The following is a 15,964-nucleotide window of genomic DNA, read 5'->3' as shown; positions in this document are numbered from 1 at the left end:
TAAATCCAATCTTCTCTTTTTAGATATGAAACTTACGCTATGATGGGCTTAAAGATTTGGGTAAGTTCTATATTTGATAGAATTTATTTTTATATCGCACACGATGTTTTCCGGAATCTCTTATATAAATTAGTTTATACGATTTTATAGACACTCTTTTATTTCTTCAACAAGTACTAAAATAGAGTTATTAATTGGTACATAAACGTCTAGTGAGGGCATGATATTCACCTCTTATCTGTTATAAGTAATAATGAATAGGAGGTGAATAGTGTAAAATGACTCCTATAGAGTGGACTCTGAAAAATAGATCTCTATAAGGTCCATTTTATTTTGTCCCAGCCTCTTTTGTGGTTAAATTTAAGTTAAATCATTTCAAGTAAATCATTCATGGATTCACTCATTGTAGGGTGAGTATAAATACCGTCTCGTAAACTCTTATATGAAATATTTTCATTAATTGCTAATGCAATTAAGTTGATCATTTCGTGAGCTTCGTAGCTGAAGAAGCTTGCGCCTAATATAAGGTCAGTCTCTGGATCAACTAATATTTTCAAAAAGCCGCTTGTTTCACGCAATACTTGAGCTTTAGGAACAGCAGCAACGGGCATCTTAGCAACTTTATAATTTTTACCAGCTTCAGTTGCTTCTTTTTCATTAAAGCCTACCCGTGCAAATGTTGGATCCACAAATGTTGCTGTAGGATAAACACGACGCGTTTCTAAATTATAGTTGGATTCTTCTCCTAGCAATTGAGGCAAAACAATACGGTAGTCATCCAAAGAAATATAAGTGAATTGTGGTCCACCTTTAACGTCGCCCACTGCCCAAATGTGTTCAACAGAAGATTGCAAGTGCTTGTTTACCTTGATTTCTCCACGAGCGCCGAGCGCCACGCCAGCCTTTTCAATATCTAATTTATTTGTGTTAGGAATACGGCCAGTAGCAACTAAAATTTCATTTAATTCAGCAGATTTTTCTTCGCCGTTTTGTTCAAATGTTAAACGTACACCATTATCCGTATCTTGAACACGTTTAGCTTGAGCGTTAAATTCAATAGTTACCCCTAATTCTTCTAATCTTTCCAAAATAGCTGCTGCGTCATCCTTATCTTCACGTGGCAATAATGAGTCATTGAATTGATAAACGGTTACTTCAGAACCAAATTCAGCAAAATAAGAAGCGAATTCTAATCCAATTGGACCAGCTCCGATAATACCTAGTTTTTTTGGCAGATTTGTTAGCTCTAAAATTTCTTCACTTGTGTGGATGTGTGGACTGTTTTGCTTGTTTTCAAAATCTGGAATAACAGCCGTAGATCCAGTTCCAATAATGATATTAGCAGCCGTAACTTGTAGCGTTTCTGTATCTGTATCCACTAACAAAGTATGGTCATCTTTGAAGTGAGCAAAACCGTCTAAGACTGTTACGTTATCTAAATCAGCAATTTTATGGTAGTTTTTTTTATTTAATTTGGTTACTAATTCAGTTTTATAGTCCATGGCTTGTTTGAAAAACTGGTTGTTAATCTCAGGATTTCGCTCAATGCCAAATTCTGATAATTGATCAATAATTTTTGCACTATGTGTCAACGATTTAGTCGGTAAGCATCCCACATTAATACAAGTTCCACCATACATTTTAGCTGATTTTTCAATCACAGTGACGGTTTTTCCTTTTTTAGCTAAAGCACCTGCTAATGTTTTTCCTGCTTTACCAAATCCAATAATGGCTACGTCTGTAGTGTACTCATTCATATTTTAGTGCCCCTCTCATTTTGTATTGCATATAATTTTACTTCCATATCTTTTAATGTAATAGTTGCTAGTTTTGCTACTGCATCTTTATTCAGCTCATCATAAAGATCATCCATAGCTTCTGACATACCAGACGAAATCATACATTGTTCATTGATATAACCTGAATGCCAAGTATTTTGGATAATTGGGATCTTTATCGCCTCATAAACATTTTTTAAAGTGATAGCTTCTAAATTATCGGTTAGAAAGTATCCGCCATGCACACCTTTTTTTGTTTGAACTAATCCTTTTTTTCGGCATTTTGCCAGAACTCTGCGAACACGAACTGGATTCTTACAAATGTTCTCAGCTAATGCTTCACTGGTAAAAATTGAATTGTTATGACCTAAATAGACCAACCCATGTACTGCAATCGTAAATTCACTCAAAATTATTCACCTTCTTTAAAAAGTAACTTTTAAAGTTACTTTATCTAAATTAAGTATACACCTAAAAGTTATCCAAATCTACAAAGTCTGTTACTTTTAAGCAATTATTTTAATATCTCCTTAGACGAATTGATTAAAGGAGATGACGATAAGATGAAAAGAGAAGTAACTATTGCTAAGATGAATCAATTAATGTTGGTTATTATAGGATCATTTGTTTTAACCCTCATTACTGCATCCTTATTTAAATACTGGGGCGATTTTTCTTTGATTTTGCCAGTTACTTTTATAGTAATCATGGTCAATGCTGCTATTAAACTTCAAAAGATCCAAGATAAAGAAAATCTAAAAACCTATAAAAAAATCTTAGATTATATGGACAATAGAGAAGTAAGAAATGATCCGAAAACACAAAACAGGAAGAGAATGAACTTAGAAAAATCTAGCTTGGCGATAGTAGGAGCTCTTATTGAGTTTTTCTTAATGTATGGCGTACTGTCGGTTTTCTAAATCATCTTAATACATGAAATTGCATAAAGTCGTGTATATAGGATGTTGTTGAATCAAGGTTACTATTAAGTTTATTTTATGTATCTTAAGGAGCAAAACCATAATATAATAAGCTAAATACAAGTTGTCCTAATACTAATAGTCCAACTAGTGCAACGATGTAAAAAGAGATAAAGACTATTTTTAACCCGAGATATTGATCTTGCTGGACTATTTTCTTGATGCCATACCACGCAAAAAGAAGCAGAAGAGGAACAAGCAAGATAAAGTATGAAACATCAACGAATTGACTAAACTCCATAAATCGTTGGAATCCTTCACCTGCAGAGGTCATCAAAAAAATTATTTTATCAAGCCAGAGATAAAGAAATGAGAAATTCAAAAGACACGAGAAAATAGTAATTCCGTAGGTGATATACTTATTTTCATGTCTAACTAAGAAATAAGTTACTCCTATATAAACTAGAGCTAGCATCATAGGGTAGAATGGTTGGTAGGCAAACAATAGAGACACTTCCTTTTCGTTTTTTCATACATGAAATTAGATAGAAATATATATCTTGAACCTTATTCGAATAAGGTTATTTTTTAGTATAAAATACAACATAAGTTCCTTGAATAAGTAATACTAGTGGTTTTCAAGTACGTATTTATTGTTTGTAAAAACATTTTGACACTCGAAATTTCCTGATTATAAAGACATTTGATAGTATATTTCTTCCACTTAAATTATCCTATTGTTAGAAGGAGCAGATAATATGAATCTAAGTAAACAAATAAAAAAATATAGAGCTACATTGGCACTCTCTCAAGAAGAATTATCGGAAAAACTATTTGTCTCACGACAAACCATTTCAAACTGGGAAAATGGACATAGTTATCCTGATATTCATAACTTATTATTACTTAGCGCTCTTTTTGATGTTTCTTTAGATGAGTTAGTAAAAGGAGATGTAGAAACAATGAAAGATTGGGTATCTCATTCAGAAATGGACAAATATACTAAGGTAATGATTGTTTTTATTGTGTTGGCTATGTTATCAATTGGTCCTTCTTTATTACTACCGGGTTATTGGTTTTTTCTTCCCCCATTTATTCTATGGTTAGTAGGAATGTATGGAGCGATAAAAGTTGAGAAAATCAAAAAATCGGAAGATGTCCAAACATATAAAGAAATCATAGCTTTCATGGAAAATAAAGACATTGAAGCTGTAAGAAAAAAAGAAACAAACGAAAGGATAAGCAAGATAAAAGATTAATAGTACTTGTTTTTTGTTTAGTAGCAGGAATTATTGCTTTATTATCTATATGGTTATTCACTATTGTTTAAGCTCTATTGTTTAAGCTCTATTGTTTCGTTGTAAAATTACATTAGTTTATTAGTCCAGATACATGAAATTGTATAAAATCATGTATCCAGAATACTATCTCTATAGGGTTCTTTTTTTCTAAGCCCCTCCGATACATGATTTCGTGGTATACTGAATGAAATCATGTATCGTTTTTTGAAAGGAGAGCCATTTTCAATGACATATAACGTCCAACCTTTAAGAACGCAGCAAGAAATCAACGACTTTTTATTTTGTTTGCGCCGCAATAAGAACGCCAAACGCGATGTTTTTCTGTTTTTGATCGGTATTAATAGCGGTTTACGCATGTCCGATATCGTGAAACTAAAGAAAAAAGACGTGATTACCTCGAAGAATCCACGCATTGTGGAACAAAAGACCGGGAAAACACGTATTTTATATTTAAGCAGCCTGCAGGAGTTGATCCAAGACTACACCAAAGACTTGAAGCCAGAGGATTATTTGTTTCCTAGCACCACCGGTGGCCATTTAAAGGTCAACACGGTGTACCAGATGTTTCAAAAGGTGGGCGACCTATTGGATCGAGACGATATCGGCACGCACACGTTGCGCAAGACGTTCGGTTATCATTACTATAAGAAAACCAAAGACGTGGCTACACTCATGGAAATAGTTGGCCATAGCAACGAGAAGATTACGAAACGTTATATTGGAATCAATGAAGATGAAATCAGCGAGACCTTATTTAATTTCAGATTAGGTTTTTAATATTCTTTTAGGTATATTTTTACTAATTCTATAAAAATTCAATTTTAAATACTCCTCTTATATTTTTTTGTTGATATACTATTCTACAAATGATATTATTTGTATGTATAAATCTAATTTAACTTGCTCTTCTTGCTTATGTTTTAGAATGAGAGCTATTTAAATCTGAACAGGCGGTGGACCTCTTCGAGGTACATGCAGCCGGATCACCGATGTGTGATAGCAGAGTAGTGCCAAAAAGGCACACCTGTGGGACAGTAATACTGTCCTATAGGTGTGCCTTTTTTTGTTTTTATTTTTTATTAAGGAGGGGAAATCTAGCTACTAGATTGATATTGTTTATAGAAAGGAAGAGGGAAATGTTGAAATTTTTAAGTAACACACGTTCAGGTCAATTTTTAATGATTGGAATTTTTTTTACGCTTAGTGGTTTTGTTTTGAATTCATTAGGAGGCTTCTATAGTCAATTTTCTTTTTACTTTGCCATTTTCTTTTTAGGCTTCTTTTCAGCAAAAAAAGCCCTTGTAGAAACAATTCATTCTAAAGCTCCAAATGTTGATTTGCTTATGATTTTAGCGGCTTTAGGTGCATGCTTAATCAGTTATGAATCAGAAGGAGCTATACTATTACTAATTTTTGCGGGATCAGAAGCTCTAGAATCATATGCTACTAATAAATCAAAAAGTGCTATTTCTGAATTAATGTCCCATGTTCCAGCTGTAGCTCAATTATTTAAAGAGAATGGTGAAGTTGTTGAGGTGCCTACTAACACCTTAAAAGTTGGTGATACCGTAGTAATTTCAAAAGGAGTTCAAATACCTATCGATGGGTATACGGATCGGAAAACACAAATCAATGAAGCAAGTCTTACTGGAGAATCATTACCTGTTGAAAAGGAAAACGGAGATGAAGTCTTTTCTGGGACTTTCAATGAAGGGAATGCATTTCATCTTAAAGTGAATAAAACGAGTGATCAAACTGTTTTTTCAAATATTATTCGCATGGTGGAAGAAGCACAAAAAAGACCCTCAAAAATCTCAAAAATTATTGATCGATTTGAAACAAAATATGTAATTGCTGTTTTAATTATAGTACCCATTTTTATTGTTACCCTCTATACTATTAATGGATTTAGCTTTCAAGAAGCCTTTTACCGGGGAATGGTTTTACTAACCGTTGCTAGCCCATGTGCTTTGGTCGCTTCTGCTACACCAGCAACTCTCAGTGCCATAAGCAATGGGGCAAAAAATGGGGTACTAGTTAAAGGTGGGGCAGCGATGGAATCTTTGAACACTATGGATATTTTGTATAGTGATAAAACAGGGACATTAACACTTGGCGATTTCACAGTATTAGATTACGAAGTTCCAGATGATGTTCTTAATGAAGTAGTTTATATGGAACAACAATCTAACCATCCTATAGCCAACGCGATTGTTGCAGCTTTCAAAGATAGAACCTTTAAAGACATTGATACTTCAGAACCTGTGGAGGAAATAGCTGGATCCGGTGTTAAAAAAGGAGCAATCACAATAGGAAAACCCAGTGCTTTTAACGGTTACCTCGATAAAAATCATTATCTTGATAAAATAGCCGAGGAAAATACAACTATTATTGTGGTAAAAGACAATGGAATTGTTGGTTACGTATCTCTTTCCGACCAAGTACGTTATGAAGCAATAGAAGCGGTATCGGGTTTTCAAAAAGAAGGTATTCAAGTTGTTCTATTAACGGGTGACAACGAAAGAGTAGCTGCGAAAGTAGCCAAAGAAGTCAAAGTAAATGATTATGTAGCAAACTGTCTTCCAGAAGATAAAATCAATTATATTTTAAAAAGCCAACGAAATAAAAAGGTAGTCGGCATGGTTGGAGATGGAATCAATGACGCACCAGCATTAGCAAATGCTGATATTGGTATCGCTATGGGTAGCGGCTCATCCGTGGCAATAGAATCAGCTGATGTGGTAATCGTAAAAAATGATTTAGCAAAACTACTTTATAGTTATAAACTAAGTAGTCGATTAAACCGTATCATTAAGCAAAATATTATTTTTTCAATCAGCGTCATTGTCATACTGATTTTTTTGAATCTTTTAGGCTATCTAGATTTACCAGTAGGAGTTGTCTTTCATGAAGGTTCAACAATTTTGGTTATCTTGAACGGGCTACGTTTATTGCAAAAGGAGAAAAAAGTGTAGCCTCAATGTAATTAAATAAAAGACAAGTTGATACTAAAACAGAGTGAGAAAACGGGGATCTAGGAATCAATCTTAATTTCCTCCTTTTCTTACTCTATTTTTTATAAAAAAATAAACTTTTCAATAACAAACTTCTCTAGAAAAAAGGAGCTTTTAATTCTTTAATTGTTTGCTTTCGGTATAAAATTCTTTGTATGCCATGTAACTAGCCATAACAGATGCAATACTTGTTGTAGAAAGCAACATAAAGGTAACCATAATCTGGTACTTTATTGCATGTGTTGGATCTACACCAGCAAACATTAATCCTGACATCATTCCGGGTAAACTAACGATTCCTATTGTTTTTGCAGACTCTATGGTAGGCAACATACCTGAGCGAATACTGTCACGTACGATTGTAATAGAGGCTTGTTTTAAATTTGCTCCTAGAGCTAACTTTTCTAATACTTGTTGACGTTGGTCTTTAAATTTTGCATTTAAGTTTCGATAACAAATTCCAATCGCAATCATTGAATTACTAGCAATCATTCCTGATATTGGAATCACCTGCGAAGGAATGAATAAAACAGCTCCCGATAGAAGGAGCACTACTAAAGTCAAACTAGTTGCTGTTAATATAGCAATAAACGATATTTTAAATGCATTTGATATGCCATTGCTTTTCTTACCAGCATTAAAAGAGGCGTTAAAAATAATGACTAAAACAAGTGCTAATGTCACAATAATATTATTTAAATTAAAAACGTAGCCCAACAAAAAACCAACTGCAACTAATTGAATAACTGCTCGAACCACACCGATTAAAATATCTTTACCTAATCCTAATTTTTCTTTATAAACAACAATAAGTGCTATTCCAACCAAAGCTGTTGCAAATAATAAAGATGCATTATTAATAGCTAAGTTCATTTAGGTTCCTCCATTTCTCCATTAACTAAGTGGACAATACGATTTGAAGATTGAATCTCTACTGTATTATGTGTGACCCATACTATCGTAATGCCTTGCTCTTGATTTAGATTACGGATCAAGGAACGAATAATAGTCTGATTTTCTTCATCCAATGCGCTTGTCACTTCATCTAGCAATAGAACCTTAGGCATAAACAATATATTACGAATTAACGCTACTCTTTGCTTTTCACCGCCAGATAATGCATGGACTGATTTAGTTAGGTACTCTTTTCCTAAACCAACGCTTTTTAAAGCAGATAAGGCCTTTTTTTCATTAAAAGGCTGATTTCTAATATCATAAGGAAACGTTAAATTATCTTTTACTGTTTCTCCAAAAAGAGTCGCCGTTTGAAAACAGTAGGATACTTCTTTTCGGTAATCAGTCGGTTCATATTCTTCAACTGGTTTATTTTGATAACATAATTTGCCTTCGGTGGGCGATAACATTGAGGCAATAATTTTTAATAATGTACTTTTACCACTACCAGATGGACCTGTAATCGTTAAAAAATCTCCTTTTTCAATAGTTAGAGTGATACCTTTTAAAATAGTTTTACCATCTACCTCGAATTCTAAATTTGTTGTTTTTAATAATGGTGCCTCCATATATTTACCTCCTCAAATCGTTCATATGTAGGTTTATTTCAAAAAAATAAAAAAGAACCCAAAAATAAAAGTAGAACTCAAATTTTTGGGCTTAAATCATTATTTTTTCAGTAATTTTTTTTAATGTTCGTTTGGATCATTTTTTGCATCTTCATGGGTTGGATGAACGGTTCCTTCAATATGATCAGGTCCAGCATAAATGGTATATAACTTTAAGGGAGTATCTCCAGTGTTTTTGATATTATGCCACATATCTGCTGGAACAAAAACTGCCTCATCTTCAGAAACGGATTGTTCAAAATTCAAGTTGTCTTCGGACGGTCCCATAAGGCATAATCCTTGCCCTTCTTCGATACGAATAAATTGATCGATTCCTTTATGCACTTCTAAACCAATATCATCGTTCGGTTGAATAGTCATTACCGTTACTTGTAATTTTTCTCCTGTCCATATTGTTGTCCGATAATTATCGTTTTGCACAGTAGCCTCTTCAATATTGACTACATAAGGTTTTTTGCCATGATCTTTAAAATCAATACTCATTATCCTAATCCCTCCGTTTTTATACTAATTATTTAATAATATTTATTACAATCTAATTTTATCTTATCATTATCTAAAAAGCAAGTATTTTAAATCCTATTTTAACATTTACTTAACATAATCACCCATTAAACCAAGTAGCTCCGTCGCTCATGTTGTGACGGAGCTACTTGGATTACCACCAGTTATATAATTATGAAAAGTCACGCGCATTACTGATTTCCTTGTATAACCGTACTTCTTCTCGTTCTAGATCTTCTCCAATAGGATTAATAATGAATGTGGAATACCTATGTTCAAGCTGATTCATCAACGAAACTAACGTTTCATTTTTTCTTCTTTTAGGTAAAAATAAAGCTTTTTGATAAGACTCTGCAATTAAATCTAAGTCTGTCTGAGTCATTTTCATCCCTGCTTTCTTATAAGTTGTTACTTATTTTATTGACCTACATAAAAAATATTTAAAGTCACTAGTTTTTTTTATTTTTTATTTTTTCTGGATAGGATTTTTTCTTTTTTTGTTCTGAACCTATTAATTTTATTTCTTCTACTACTTATTCTTAATTATATAGCTAAACTAAAAAATTAAACATTAAAAAAATTATCAAGTTGCAGAATAAGTTTTCCAGTGAGTTATAACGCCCAACCCATAGTTCTTACTACTCTTTTGTTTTTTTATTTTATAAAGTGTTTTCTCTAAAAGATATTGCATCATTTCCAGCAACTATAATATGATCTAACACTTCTATTCCTAGCAATTCTCCTGCTGCAAAAAATCTATCTGTAAGCTCATAATCTTCAATTGATGGATCAGTATTTCCACTAGGGTGATTATGATAAATCAGTATTCTTGCTGCATTATTCAACAAAGCACTTCTGAATATTTCTCTTGGGTGCGCTATGCTGCTATCTAGTGATCCACTAAACACTTTGTGAATAGCATTGATTTTATTTTTAGTATTTAGTGCAACTAAAAGTAACACTTCTTGAGCTTCGTCTCCTATTTCGTCAATTCCTATTTGTTTAGCTATCGTAGTACTAGTAATCATTGTATTGTATTCAACTGGTCTTTCTACAACAGTTTGTTTTACTCTCACCACTTCTTTTATTAATTGTACTGATTTTTTCCCCTCTATCTCTTTTACTGTTTTCATTTTGTACCTCCCTTTTCTTTGTTGTATTAAAAGTACGCTTTTAATATTCAAATCATTTTTTTATATCACTTATTGTAATTAGGGAAAAAGAACCGTTTACTGCTAAAACAGTAAATGGTTCTTTTACAAATTGTTTTAAATAAGATAAAAAATCAATAAAGCTAATTGGATAGGCATATACATGTTTTTTACCTACATATCTTTTGTTATTTACACTTACCGATCTGCCAATATACTAATTGATATTATTTAAATCACCAATCAGTTCATTTAGTACTTCATATTCTACTTCTGAAATAGTCATTTTTTCTACATTGTTATCTAGTATTGTATGTAAAGAATCTATATGGTCTTGCAAGGTATTCGCATTATAATTGTTATATATCATTTCTTTTAATACATCGAACACTATAAACATCTCCTAAAACACTCATAGTAAATAAGATTTTGTATTATTATACCATCATATTACAATATATTGTCTTTGATTTTTTTATCTTTTTTAATGGATAACCAACATACATTTTCATTACGGTTGTATATTTTGTTCATATCCTTGGTTCTATTAAATTTATATAATAATGTATGGATTCTTCTGAAATCATTTCTAATGAGCTTTCTGATAATCCCCAGATAGTTTCTTGTAACTCACTTAATGGTATTTTGTTCTCCTTATAATCCTGAATTATTTCTTGTATTGTTGTCATATTATCACTATCCTTTATGTCCGCCTACCATACGACTTCTCTGAATGGCAGTACCGCCTTTTGTTAAACTACTTGCATGTACAATTGCATTAAACCTGCATTCCCGAATTGTGTAACGATAATCACTCGAAAAACCGCTATAACGATTGATATATAGCGGTTTTTTTGTAGACTTATAACTCGTTATATAATATAATGTATAACGAGGAGTGTTGATATGGCAGTTATTTTTCAGACAAACAAGAAAACGGGCATTACTTATGCCTATCAGAATGAACCCTACTGGGATAAGGAAAAGCAACAATCACGCGCTAAGAGGACACTGATTGGAAAAGTCGATCCGGTTACAGGTGAAATCGTCCCAACACGTTCGTACAAAAAGAAACCGGCCCCGACTTCATCGGAAGTTAAGCCAGGGCCGATTCCAATGACACAAGTCCGAAGAATCTTCTATGGGGCAGGTTATCTGCTCGATCAAATTGGCAAGCAGACAGGCGTATACGCGGACCTTAAGGCCATCTTCCCGGAGCATTATAAGCAAATTCTGTCGATCGCCTATTACTTGATTCTCGAAGAGAATAACGCCTTGAGTCGTTTTTCCCATTGGCAAAAACTGCATCATCACCCGTATTGCCAGGATATTCCTTCACAACGAAGCAGCGACCTATTCCAAGCAATCGATGAGGAAGGCCGGATGGCCTTCTTTCAGAAACAAGGCAACCGCCGGATGGAAAAGGAGTATTGGGCATTTGACACTACGTCGATATCGAGTTACTCAGAGGTCTTATCGCAAGTGAAGAAGGGACGAAACAAGGAACACGACCGCTTGCCACAAATCAACTTGGCACTCTTGTTTGGGGCGCAATCCGGACTGCCCTTTTATTACCGCAAGCTCTCCGGAAATATCACCGATGTTAAAACGGTTCGGCAACTCATGAAGGAATTTGATGTAATGGGCTACAAAAAGGTCAACGTGATATTTGATCGAGGTTTTTACAGCAAGGATAATATCAACGCCTTGTATAAACACCACCAGAAATTCGTGATAGGAGTGCAACTCAAACTCAAATATGTCAAGGGTGTGTTGGAAGCGGAACGTGAGAACTTGAAACTTTGGTCAAACTTCGAAACACAGTTCACCACCTACGGTGTATGTCGCACAATAAACTGGGAATACGAACAGGAACGTCCGTATAAAGGTGATGTGATAAAATTGGAAAAGCGCGCGTATCTGCATCTGTTCTACAATCCTGAAAAAGCGATTAAAGATCAGGTAGACATGAACGACTATCTGACAGCCCTTCACCAAGATCTGAAGGAAAATACACTAAAAGATTATCGTATGAAAGATTATGATAAGTACTTCGAAGTTACTGAGACACCTAAACGAGGGAAGAAAATCACGCCTAAAGAAGAGGCGATGCGCAATGCGGTTAGAAATTATGGTTACTTCGCCTTGCTTTCTAATGAGGTCAATGATCCGTTTGAAGCGTTGTCTCTTTATCGCAGCAAGGATGTTGTTGAAAAAGCCTTCGGCAATTTAAAAGAGCGCCTCAACTTCAGAAGAATGCAAGTTTCATCCGAATTGTCCCTGAATGGGAAGCTTTTTGTGGAATTCATCGCCTTAATCTACTTATCCTACGTGAAAAAGAAGATGCAGGATGCCGAGCTATTTAACCAATGGACCCTTCAAGGTGTACTGGACGAACTGGACATGATTGAATTATTTGAGGCCCCCGGGCACGGTCGCGTGTTGGGAGAGGTTACGACGAAGCAGAAGGAATTATACGAGGCGTTAGGCGTTGCCCTTCCCTCGTTATAAATTCCGGGAATTCAGGTTGTAAAATATTATGAATTTCATTTTTGCATTGGGTGATGCGTTCGGTATAGGCTTTCCGACGTCTTGTCAGAAGCCGCAATTGATGAACTTCTTCGCAAGGGATGTAGGATGGCTGGATCAGACCACATCTACCAAGTTGGGCAATCCATTCCGCATCATTCATATCCGTCTTCCGGCCAGGAAGATTTTTAATGTGTTGCGGATTCGCCAGTATCAACGTTAGATTACTGTCATAAAAAATATTAAATATGGGAATCCAATATTGCCCAGTACTTTCGAAAAAAACATGCGTTACGTTCTGAGATTGAATCCACGTCAATGCTTCTCGTAGTTTCTTTGTTGTTGTACCAAAGGTACGAGGCTGCTTTTTTGGTTTGTTCGTGTCTAACGGGCCGTCAAGGATACAACAAACAATGGATTTTTGATGCACATCGATACCACAACAGGTTTCAACCATAACTTCCATGGAAATCCCTCCTATAAAAAAATGAGAAGATAACGGATTTCATCGAAATAGATCTGTAATTTTGTTTCCATACTCATAGGTATATTCGGTTTTTCTCAACAAGATGAAATCATTCAGTTTTTTGTACGGGTTCGGCAAAACTCCGTTAAAGAGGTTGAATTTGTGTTACCTTCGATTAAATTATAAGCGGCAACTTATTTTCTGTCATGGATTTGTTCGCGAAGCGAACTTAAAGTTTTTTGTGCATTTCGGGCTTTCATTACCCGAAATATGCAAACATCTTTCGGGTAATGAAAGCGGTCAACGAAGCTGTTTGAAGGAAACCTTCATGTACAATTTGATGAAAGGAGCTAAAAAACAACGATCCGCGAAAAATCGTTGTTTTTGTTATCTAATCTACTTTCAACTGAGGGGATATATTGGATTGGAAAACGAAAGACTTATATCAGGAGGAAATTTGGATTTTTTTTATTTCAATCAAGTTATTAGTGAATCAAACATACTCAAGCTAATATCGTACAGAGATTGGGAAGTCCATCATATCCAAGTTCAATTTATAAAGGTTGTAAGGAAACGGTCAGGTTAGCAAATAATTCTAGTATATTTTTCAATGTCTTTTTTTTCTTTATCCGTTATTTTTTCGTCTGTAATCAAGGCTGTTATTTCATCGAGATTGTAAAACTTATAAAAATCCTCTTTGTCTATTTTGCTTGAGTCGGCGACAATATATTTTTCCCTGGCATTGTTCAACACAATTTCTTGAGTAGTGCCTTCTTCTTCATTTGCAGTATATATTTCATTCCTGCTTATTCCGTTTGTTCCGATAAAAGCTTTTGAAATTCTCATCTTAGACAGCGCTTGATTGGCGATACTCCCAACAAAAGCTCCTGTTCGGTATCTATAGCTACCGCCTATTAGAATCAAATCATATTTGTTGGAGTTGTTAAATTTATTAAAGACATGGATTGAATTAGTAATGATCCTTGTTGGAAAGTCTTCCATGTAACCGTACACATTCTCGATTGTTGTACTGGGACCTAAAAATATTGTGTCGCCACTTTTAATTAAATTTGCAATTTTTTTTGAAATATATTTTTTTTCTTCTATCATGATTTCTTGCTTCTCAATATTAGACAGTTCTTTGTTGAATGAATTGTCCACAGGTTTTGCTCCACCGTGGATCCGTAGAAGTTTGCCTGCATCCTCCAAAGTTTTTAAATCTCGTCTTACTGTCATTTCTGTAACATTTAGGATGTTTGTTAAATCAGACACCTGAACAATTTCCTTCTGTGACAATAACTCTTGAATAATATTTAAACGTTGTTGTTTTAACACGGGGCTATCTCCTTTGCTTTGTTATGTTCGAAATTGTTCCGATTTATTTCGTTAATACTGTTAATTATAACTTATCACCATTGAAAACGTATGTCAAATAGATAAAAAGGAAGATAGAAATTTGGTTGAATAATATATGTCCAAAAATGTTTGACAATGTTAGTTTGTGATGGTAAATTAGTGCGTGTAAAGAATCAATGTACTAATTATCAGGTTATCGATCAGAAAATGGAGGGGAAGAAAAATGAGTATTGTATTGGGTGCAGATAATGCCGGATTTGAATTAAAAGAATTGTTGAAGAAAGTTATCAAAGAAGAGGGTTTTGAAGTGGTCGATTTGTCTGAAACTCCAGCTGAAGATTTTGTTGATGCCGCTCTTGCAGTTTCGGAAGCAGTCTTAAAGGACGAAGGTAGGACAGGCATTATAATTGATCAATTTGGTGTAGGTTCTTATATGGCAGCAAATAAAATCAAAGGAATGATTGCCGCAAACGTCACGGATGAAAATTCATCAAAAATGACCCGCGAACACAATGGCGCAAAAGCGATTACTATTGGTTCAGGTATAGTGGGAAAAGATTTAGTTGTTAACTTAGTTAAATATTATATCCATGCTGATTACGCAGCTGGCAGGCATCAGGTCCGAGTTGATATGTTAAATAAAATGTTGTGATAACCAAATATATAATATGGAAAATGGAGGAACAAAAATGATTATTTCATTAGGTTGTGACCACATTGTCACGGATGTAAAGATTGCGGTATCAGATTACTTGAAACAACAAGGGCACGAAGTAATTGACGTTGGGACATATGATTTTACCCGTACACATTATCCGATTTTTGGGAAAAAAGTAGCGGAAGCCGTTGTATCAAAAAAAGCTGATTTGGGAATCACGCTTTGCGGCACAGGTGTTGGGATAACAACTGCAGCAGATAAAGTACTAGGTGCTAGAGCTGCATTAGTGAGAGATGTGACTAGTGCAGTTTATGCGAAAAAAGAATTGAACGCAAATGTAATTGGTTTTGGTGGCATGATTGTTGGGAAGAACTTGATTTTTGAAATTATAGACGCTTTTATTCATACCGAGTATGTTGAAACACCTGAAAATAAAAAATTAATTGAAAAAATTAATGCTATTGCACCTGAAAAAGAAACAAATACTGAAATAAACGAACATTTATTCGATGAAGAAATGAAGAAATGGTCTGAAGGATTCTATCACGATTGATCAGTTATTTTGACGTTTTTCCGAAAGAAGTCTCCCATTTCCAGAAATTTCGGTGGCTAGCACCAGTGTTCGGTCAGGAGATAGTTCGAATCGTATACCGCTCCTTTTTTTCAAGATATGAATAGTATGCAATAGGTGAAAATAATATTAT

The 15,964-nt window shown here is 34.4% G+C and carries 16 protein-coding genes, 1 pseudogene and 1 riboswitch; of the genes and pseudogenes, 7 read left to right on the top strand and 10 right to left on the bottom strand.

Going from position 1 to position 15,964, the window contains the following annotated elements:
- Positions 1-365: 365 nt before the first annotated feature.
- Together BR77_RS17840 and BR77_RS17835 are read right to left on the bottom strand one after the other, a co-directional pair.
- A complete protein-coding gene (locus BR77_RS17840) occupies positions 366-1,757 on the bottom strand; it encodes a dihydrolipoyl dehydrogenase family protein (RefSeq protein WP_005237714.1) in 1,392 nt (463 codons plus the stop codon).
- Positions 1,754-2,188 (bottom strand): RrF2 family transcriptional regulator, encoded by a 435-nt coding sequence (locus tag BR77_RS17835; RefSeq protein WP_035067081.1) that lies wholly within the window; start codon positions 2,186-2,188, stop codon positions 1,754-1,756. The genes BR77_RS17840 and BR77_RS17835 overlap by 4 nt, the downstream gene beginning before the upstream one ends.
- A gap of 153 nt (positions 2,189-2,341) precedes the next feature.
- On the opposite strand from BR77_RS17835, the gene BR77_RS17830 reads away from it, so the two are divergent.
- From BR77_RS17830 to BR77_RS17810, 4 genes and pseudogenes are all read left to right on the top strand, one after another.
- Positions 2,342-2,698, top strand: a complete 357-nt coding sequence (locus BR77_RS17830) for a hypothetical protein (protein WP_021150714.1) — start codon at positions 2,342-2,344, stop codon at positions 2,696-2,698.
- Between the two features lie 758 nt (positions 2,699-3,456).
- Positions 3,457-4,028, top strand: a pseudogene (locus BR77_RS17820) (helix-turn-helix domain-containing protein).
- Positions 4,029-4,224: 196 nt separating this feature from the next.
- Positions 4,225-4,776, top strand: coding sequence for a tyrosine-type recombinase/integrase (locus tag BR77_RS17815; RefSeq protein WP_035067072.1), 552 nt, complete (start codon positions 4,225-4,227; stop codon positions 4,774-4,776).
- A 155-nt stretch (positions 4,777-4,931) separates the two neighbouring features.
- Positions 4,932-5,036, top strand: a riboswitch (NiCo riboswitch).
- Between the two features lie 99 nt (positions 5,037-5,135).
- Positions 5,136-6,974 (top strand): heavy metal translocating P-type ATPase, encoded by a 1,839-nt coding sequence (locus BR77_RS17810; protein WP_035067070.1) that lies wholly within the window; start codon positions 5,136-5,138, stop codon positions 6,972-6,974.
- A gap of 153 nt (positions 6,975-7,127) precedes the next feature.
- Here the strand turns inward: BR77_RS17810 and BR77_RS17805 are convergent, their stop codons facing one another.
- The 6 genes from BR77_RS17805 to BR77_RS19290 all read right to left on the bottom strand — a co-directional run bounded on the left by BR77_RS17805 (position 7,128) and on the right by BR77_RS19290 (position 10,642).
- Positions 7,128-7,886: an ABC transporter permease gene (locus tag BR77_RS17805; protein ID WP_034558288.1), complete on the bottom strand. Its 759-nt coding sequence runs from the start codon at positions 7,884-7,886 to the stop codon at positions 7,128-7,130.
- Entirely contained in the window at positions 7,883-8,536 is a 654-nt protein-coding gene (locus BR77_RS17800) for an ABC transporter ATP-binding protein (RefSeq protein WP_034558286.1), read from the bottom strand. Before BR77_RS17800 ends, BR77_RS17805 begins: the two co-directional genes overlap by 4 nt.
- Positions 8,537-8,656: 120 nt before the next feature.
- Positions 8,657-9,079, bottom strand: a complete 423-nt coding sequence (locus BR77_RS17795) for a cupin domain-containing protein (protein ID WP_034558281.1) — start codon at positions 9,077-9,079, stop codon at positions 8,657-8,659.
- Between the two features lie 193 nt (positions 9,080-9,272).
- Complete coding sequence (locus BR77_RS17790; protein ID WP_034558279.1) at positions 9,273-9,482, bottom strand: hypothetical protein; 210 nt, start codon at positions 9,480-9,482, stop codon at positions 9,273-9,275.
- Between the two features lie 277 nt (positions 9,483-9,759).
- Positions 9,760-10,233 (bottom strand): JAB domain-containing protein, encoded by a 474-nt coding sequence (locus BR77_RS17785; protein ID WP_051926833.1) that lies wholly within the window; start codon positions 10,231-10,233, stop codon positions 9,760-9,762.
- A gap of 235 nt (positions 10,234-10,468) precedes the next feature.
- Positions 10,469-10,642, bottom strand: a complete 174-nt coding sequence (locus tag BR77_RS19290; protein ID WP_155520245.1) for a hypothetical protein — start codon at positions 10,640-10,642, stop codon at positions 10,469-10,471.
- 515 nt (positions 10,643-11,157) lie between these two features.
- Here BR77_RS19290 and BR77_RS17780 point away from each other — a divergent pair.
- Positions 11,158-12,762, top strand: coding sequence for an IS1634 family transposase (locus BR77_RS17780; protein ID WP_034558278.1), 1,605 nt, complete (start codon positions 11,158-11,160; stop codon positions 12,760-12,762).
- Here BR77_RS17780 and BR77_RS17775 read toward each other — a convergent pair.
- Positions 12,704-13,246 (bottom strand): IS110 family transposase, encoded by a 543-nt coding sequence (locus BR77_RS17775; protein WP_035067068.1) that lies wholly within the window; start codon positions 13,244-13,246, stop codon positions 12,704-12,706. The two genes, BR77_RS17780 and BR77_RS17775, sit on opposite strands and share 59 nt — an antisense overlap.
- A gap of 582 nt (positions 13,247-13,828) precedes the next feature.
- Entirely contained in the window at positions 13,829-14,581 is a 753-nt protein-coding gene (locus BR77_RS17765; RefSeq protein ID WP_010051912.1) for a DeoR/GlpR family DNA-binding transcription regulator, read from the bottom strand.
- A gap of 244 nt (positions 14,582-14,825) precedes the next feature.
- Between BR77_RS17765 and lacA the strand changes: the two genes are divergently transcribed.
- Positions 14,826-15,254 (top strand): galactose-6-phosphate isomerase subunit LacA, encoded by a 429-nt coding sequence (gene lacA, locus BR77_RS17760; RefSeq protein WP_035067063.1) that lies wholly within the window; start codon positions 14,826-14,828, stop codon positions 15,252-15,254.
- 37 nt (positions 15,255-15,291) lie between these two features.
- The gene (lacB, locus tag BR77_RS17755) at positions 15,292-15,813 is read left to right on the top strand and encodes a galactose-6-phosphate isomerase subunit LacB (protein ID WP_010051914.1); all 522 of its coding nucleotides are present in this window, start codon (positions 15,292-15,294) and stop codon (positions 15,811-15,813) included.
- The last annotated feature ends 151 nt before the right edge of the window (positions 15,814-15,964 follow it).

This window comes from Carnobacterium maltaromaticum DSM 20342, from assembly GCF_000744945.1.
In the GTDB taxonomy this organism is placed as follows: Bacteria; Bacillota; Bacilli; order Lactobacillales; family Carnobacteriaceae; genus Carnobacterium; species Carnobacterium maltaromaticum.
This window is presented reverse-complemented; position numbering and strand designations above follow the sequence as displayed.

What these genes read in the sequence shown, in the direction of transcription:
- BR77_RS17840 (WP_005237714.1), bottom strand. Translation starts at nt 1,757, where the DNA reads ATGAATGAGTACACTACAGACGTAGCCATTATTGGATTTGGTAAAGCA.
- BR77_RS17830 (WP_021150714.1), top strand. Translation starts at nt 2,342, where the DNA reads ATGAAAAGAGAAGTAACTATTGCTAAGATGAATCAATTAATGTTGGTT.
- BR77_RS17815 (WP_035067072.1), top strand. Translation starts at nt 4,225, where the DNA reads ATGACATATAACGTCCAACCTTTAAGAACGCAGCAAGAAATCAACGAC.
- BR77_RS17810 (WP_035067070.1), top strand. Translation starts at nt 5,136, where the DNA reads ATGTTGAAATTTTTAAGTAACACACGTTCAGGTCAATTTTTAATGATT.
- BR77_RS17805 (WP_034558288.1), bottom strand. Translation starts at nt 7,886, where the DNA reads ATGAACTTAGCTATTAATAATGCATCTTTATTATTTGCAACAGCTTTG.
- BR77_RS17800 (WP_034558286.1), bottom strand. Translation starts at nt 8,536, where the DNA reads ATGGAGGCACCATTATTAAAAACAACAAATTTAGAATTCGAGGTAGAT.
- BR77_RS17795 (WP_034558281.1), bottom strand. Translation starts at nt 9,079, where the DNA reads ATGAGTATTGATTTTAAAGATCATGGCAAAAAACCTTATGTAGTCAAT.
- BR77_RS17790 (WP_034558279.1), bottom strand. Translation starts at nt 9,482, where the DNA reads ATGACTCAGACAGACTTAGATTTAATTGCAGAGTCTTATCAAAAAGCT.
- BR77_RS17785 (WP_051926833.1), bottom strand. Translation starts at nt 10,233, where the DNA reads ATGAAAACAGTAAAAGAGATAGAGGGGAAAAAATCAGTACAATTAATA.
- BR77_RS17780 (WP_034558278.1), top strand. Translation starts at nt 11,158, where the DNA reads ATGGCAGTTATTTTTCAGACAAACAAGAAAACGGGCATTACTTATGCC.
- BR77_RS17775 (WP_035067068.1), bottom strand. Translation starts at nt 13,246, where the DNA reads ATGGAAGTTATGGTTGAAACCTGTTGTGGTATCGATGTGCATCAAAAA.
- lacA (WP_035067063.1), top strand. Translation starts at nt 14,826, where the DNA reads ATGAGTATTGTATTGGGTGCAGATAATGCCGGATTTGAATTAAAAGAA.
- lacB (WP_010051914.1), top strand. Translation starts at nt 15,292, where the DNA reads ATGATTATTTCATTAGGTTGTGACCACATTGTCACGGATGTAAAGATT.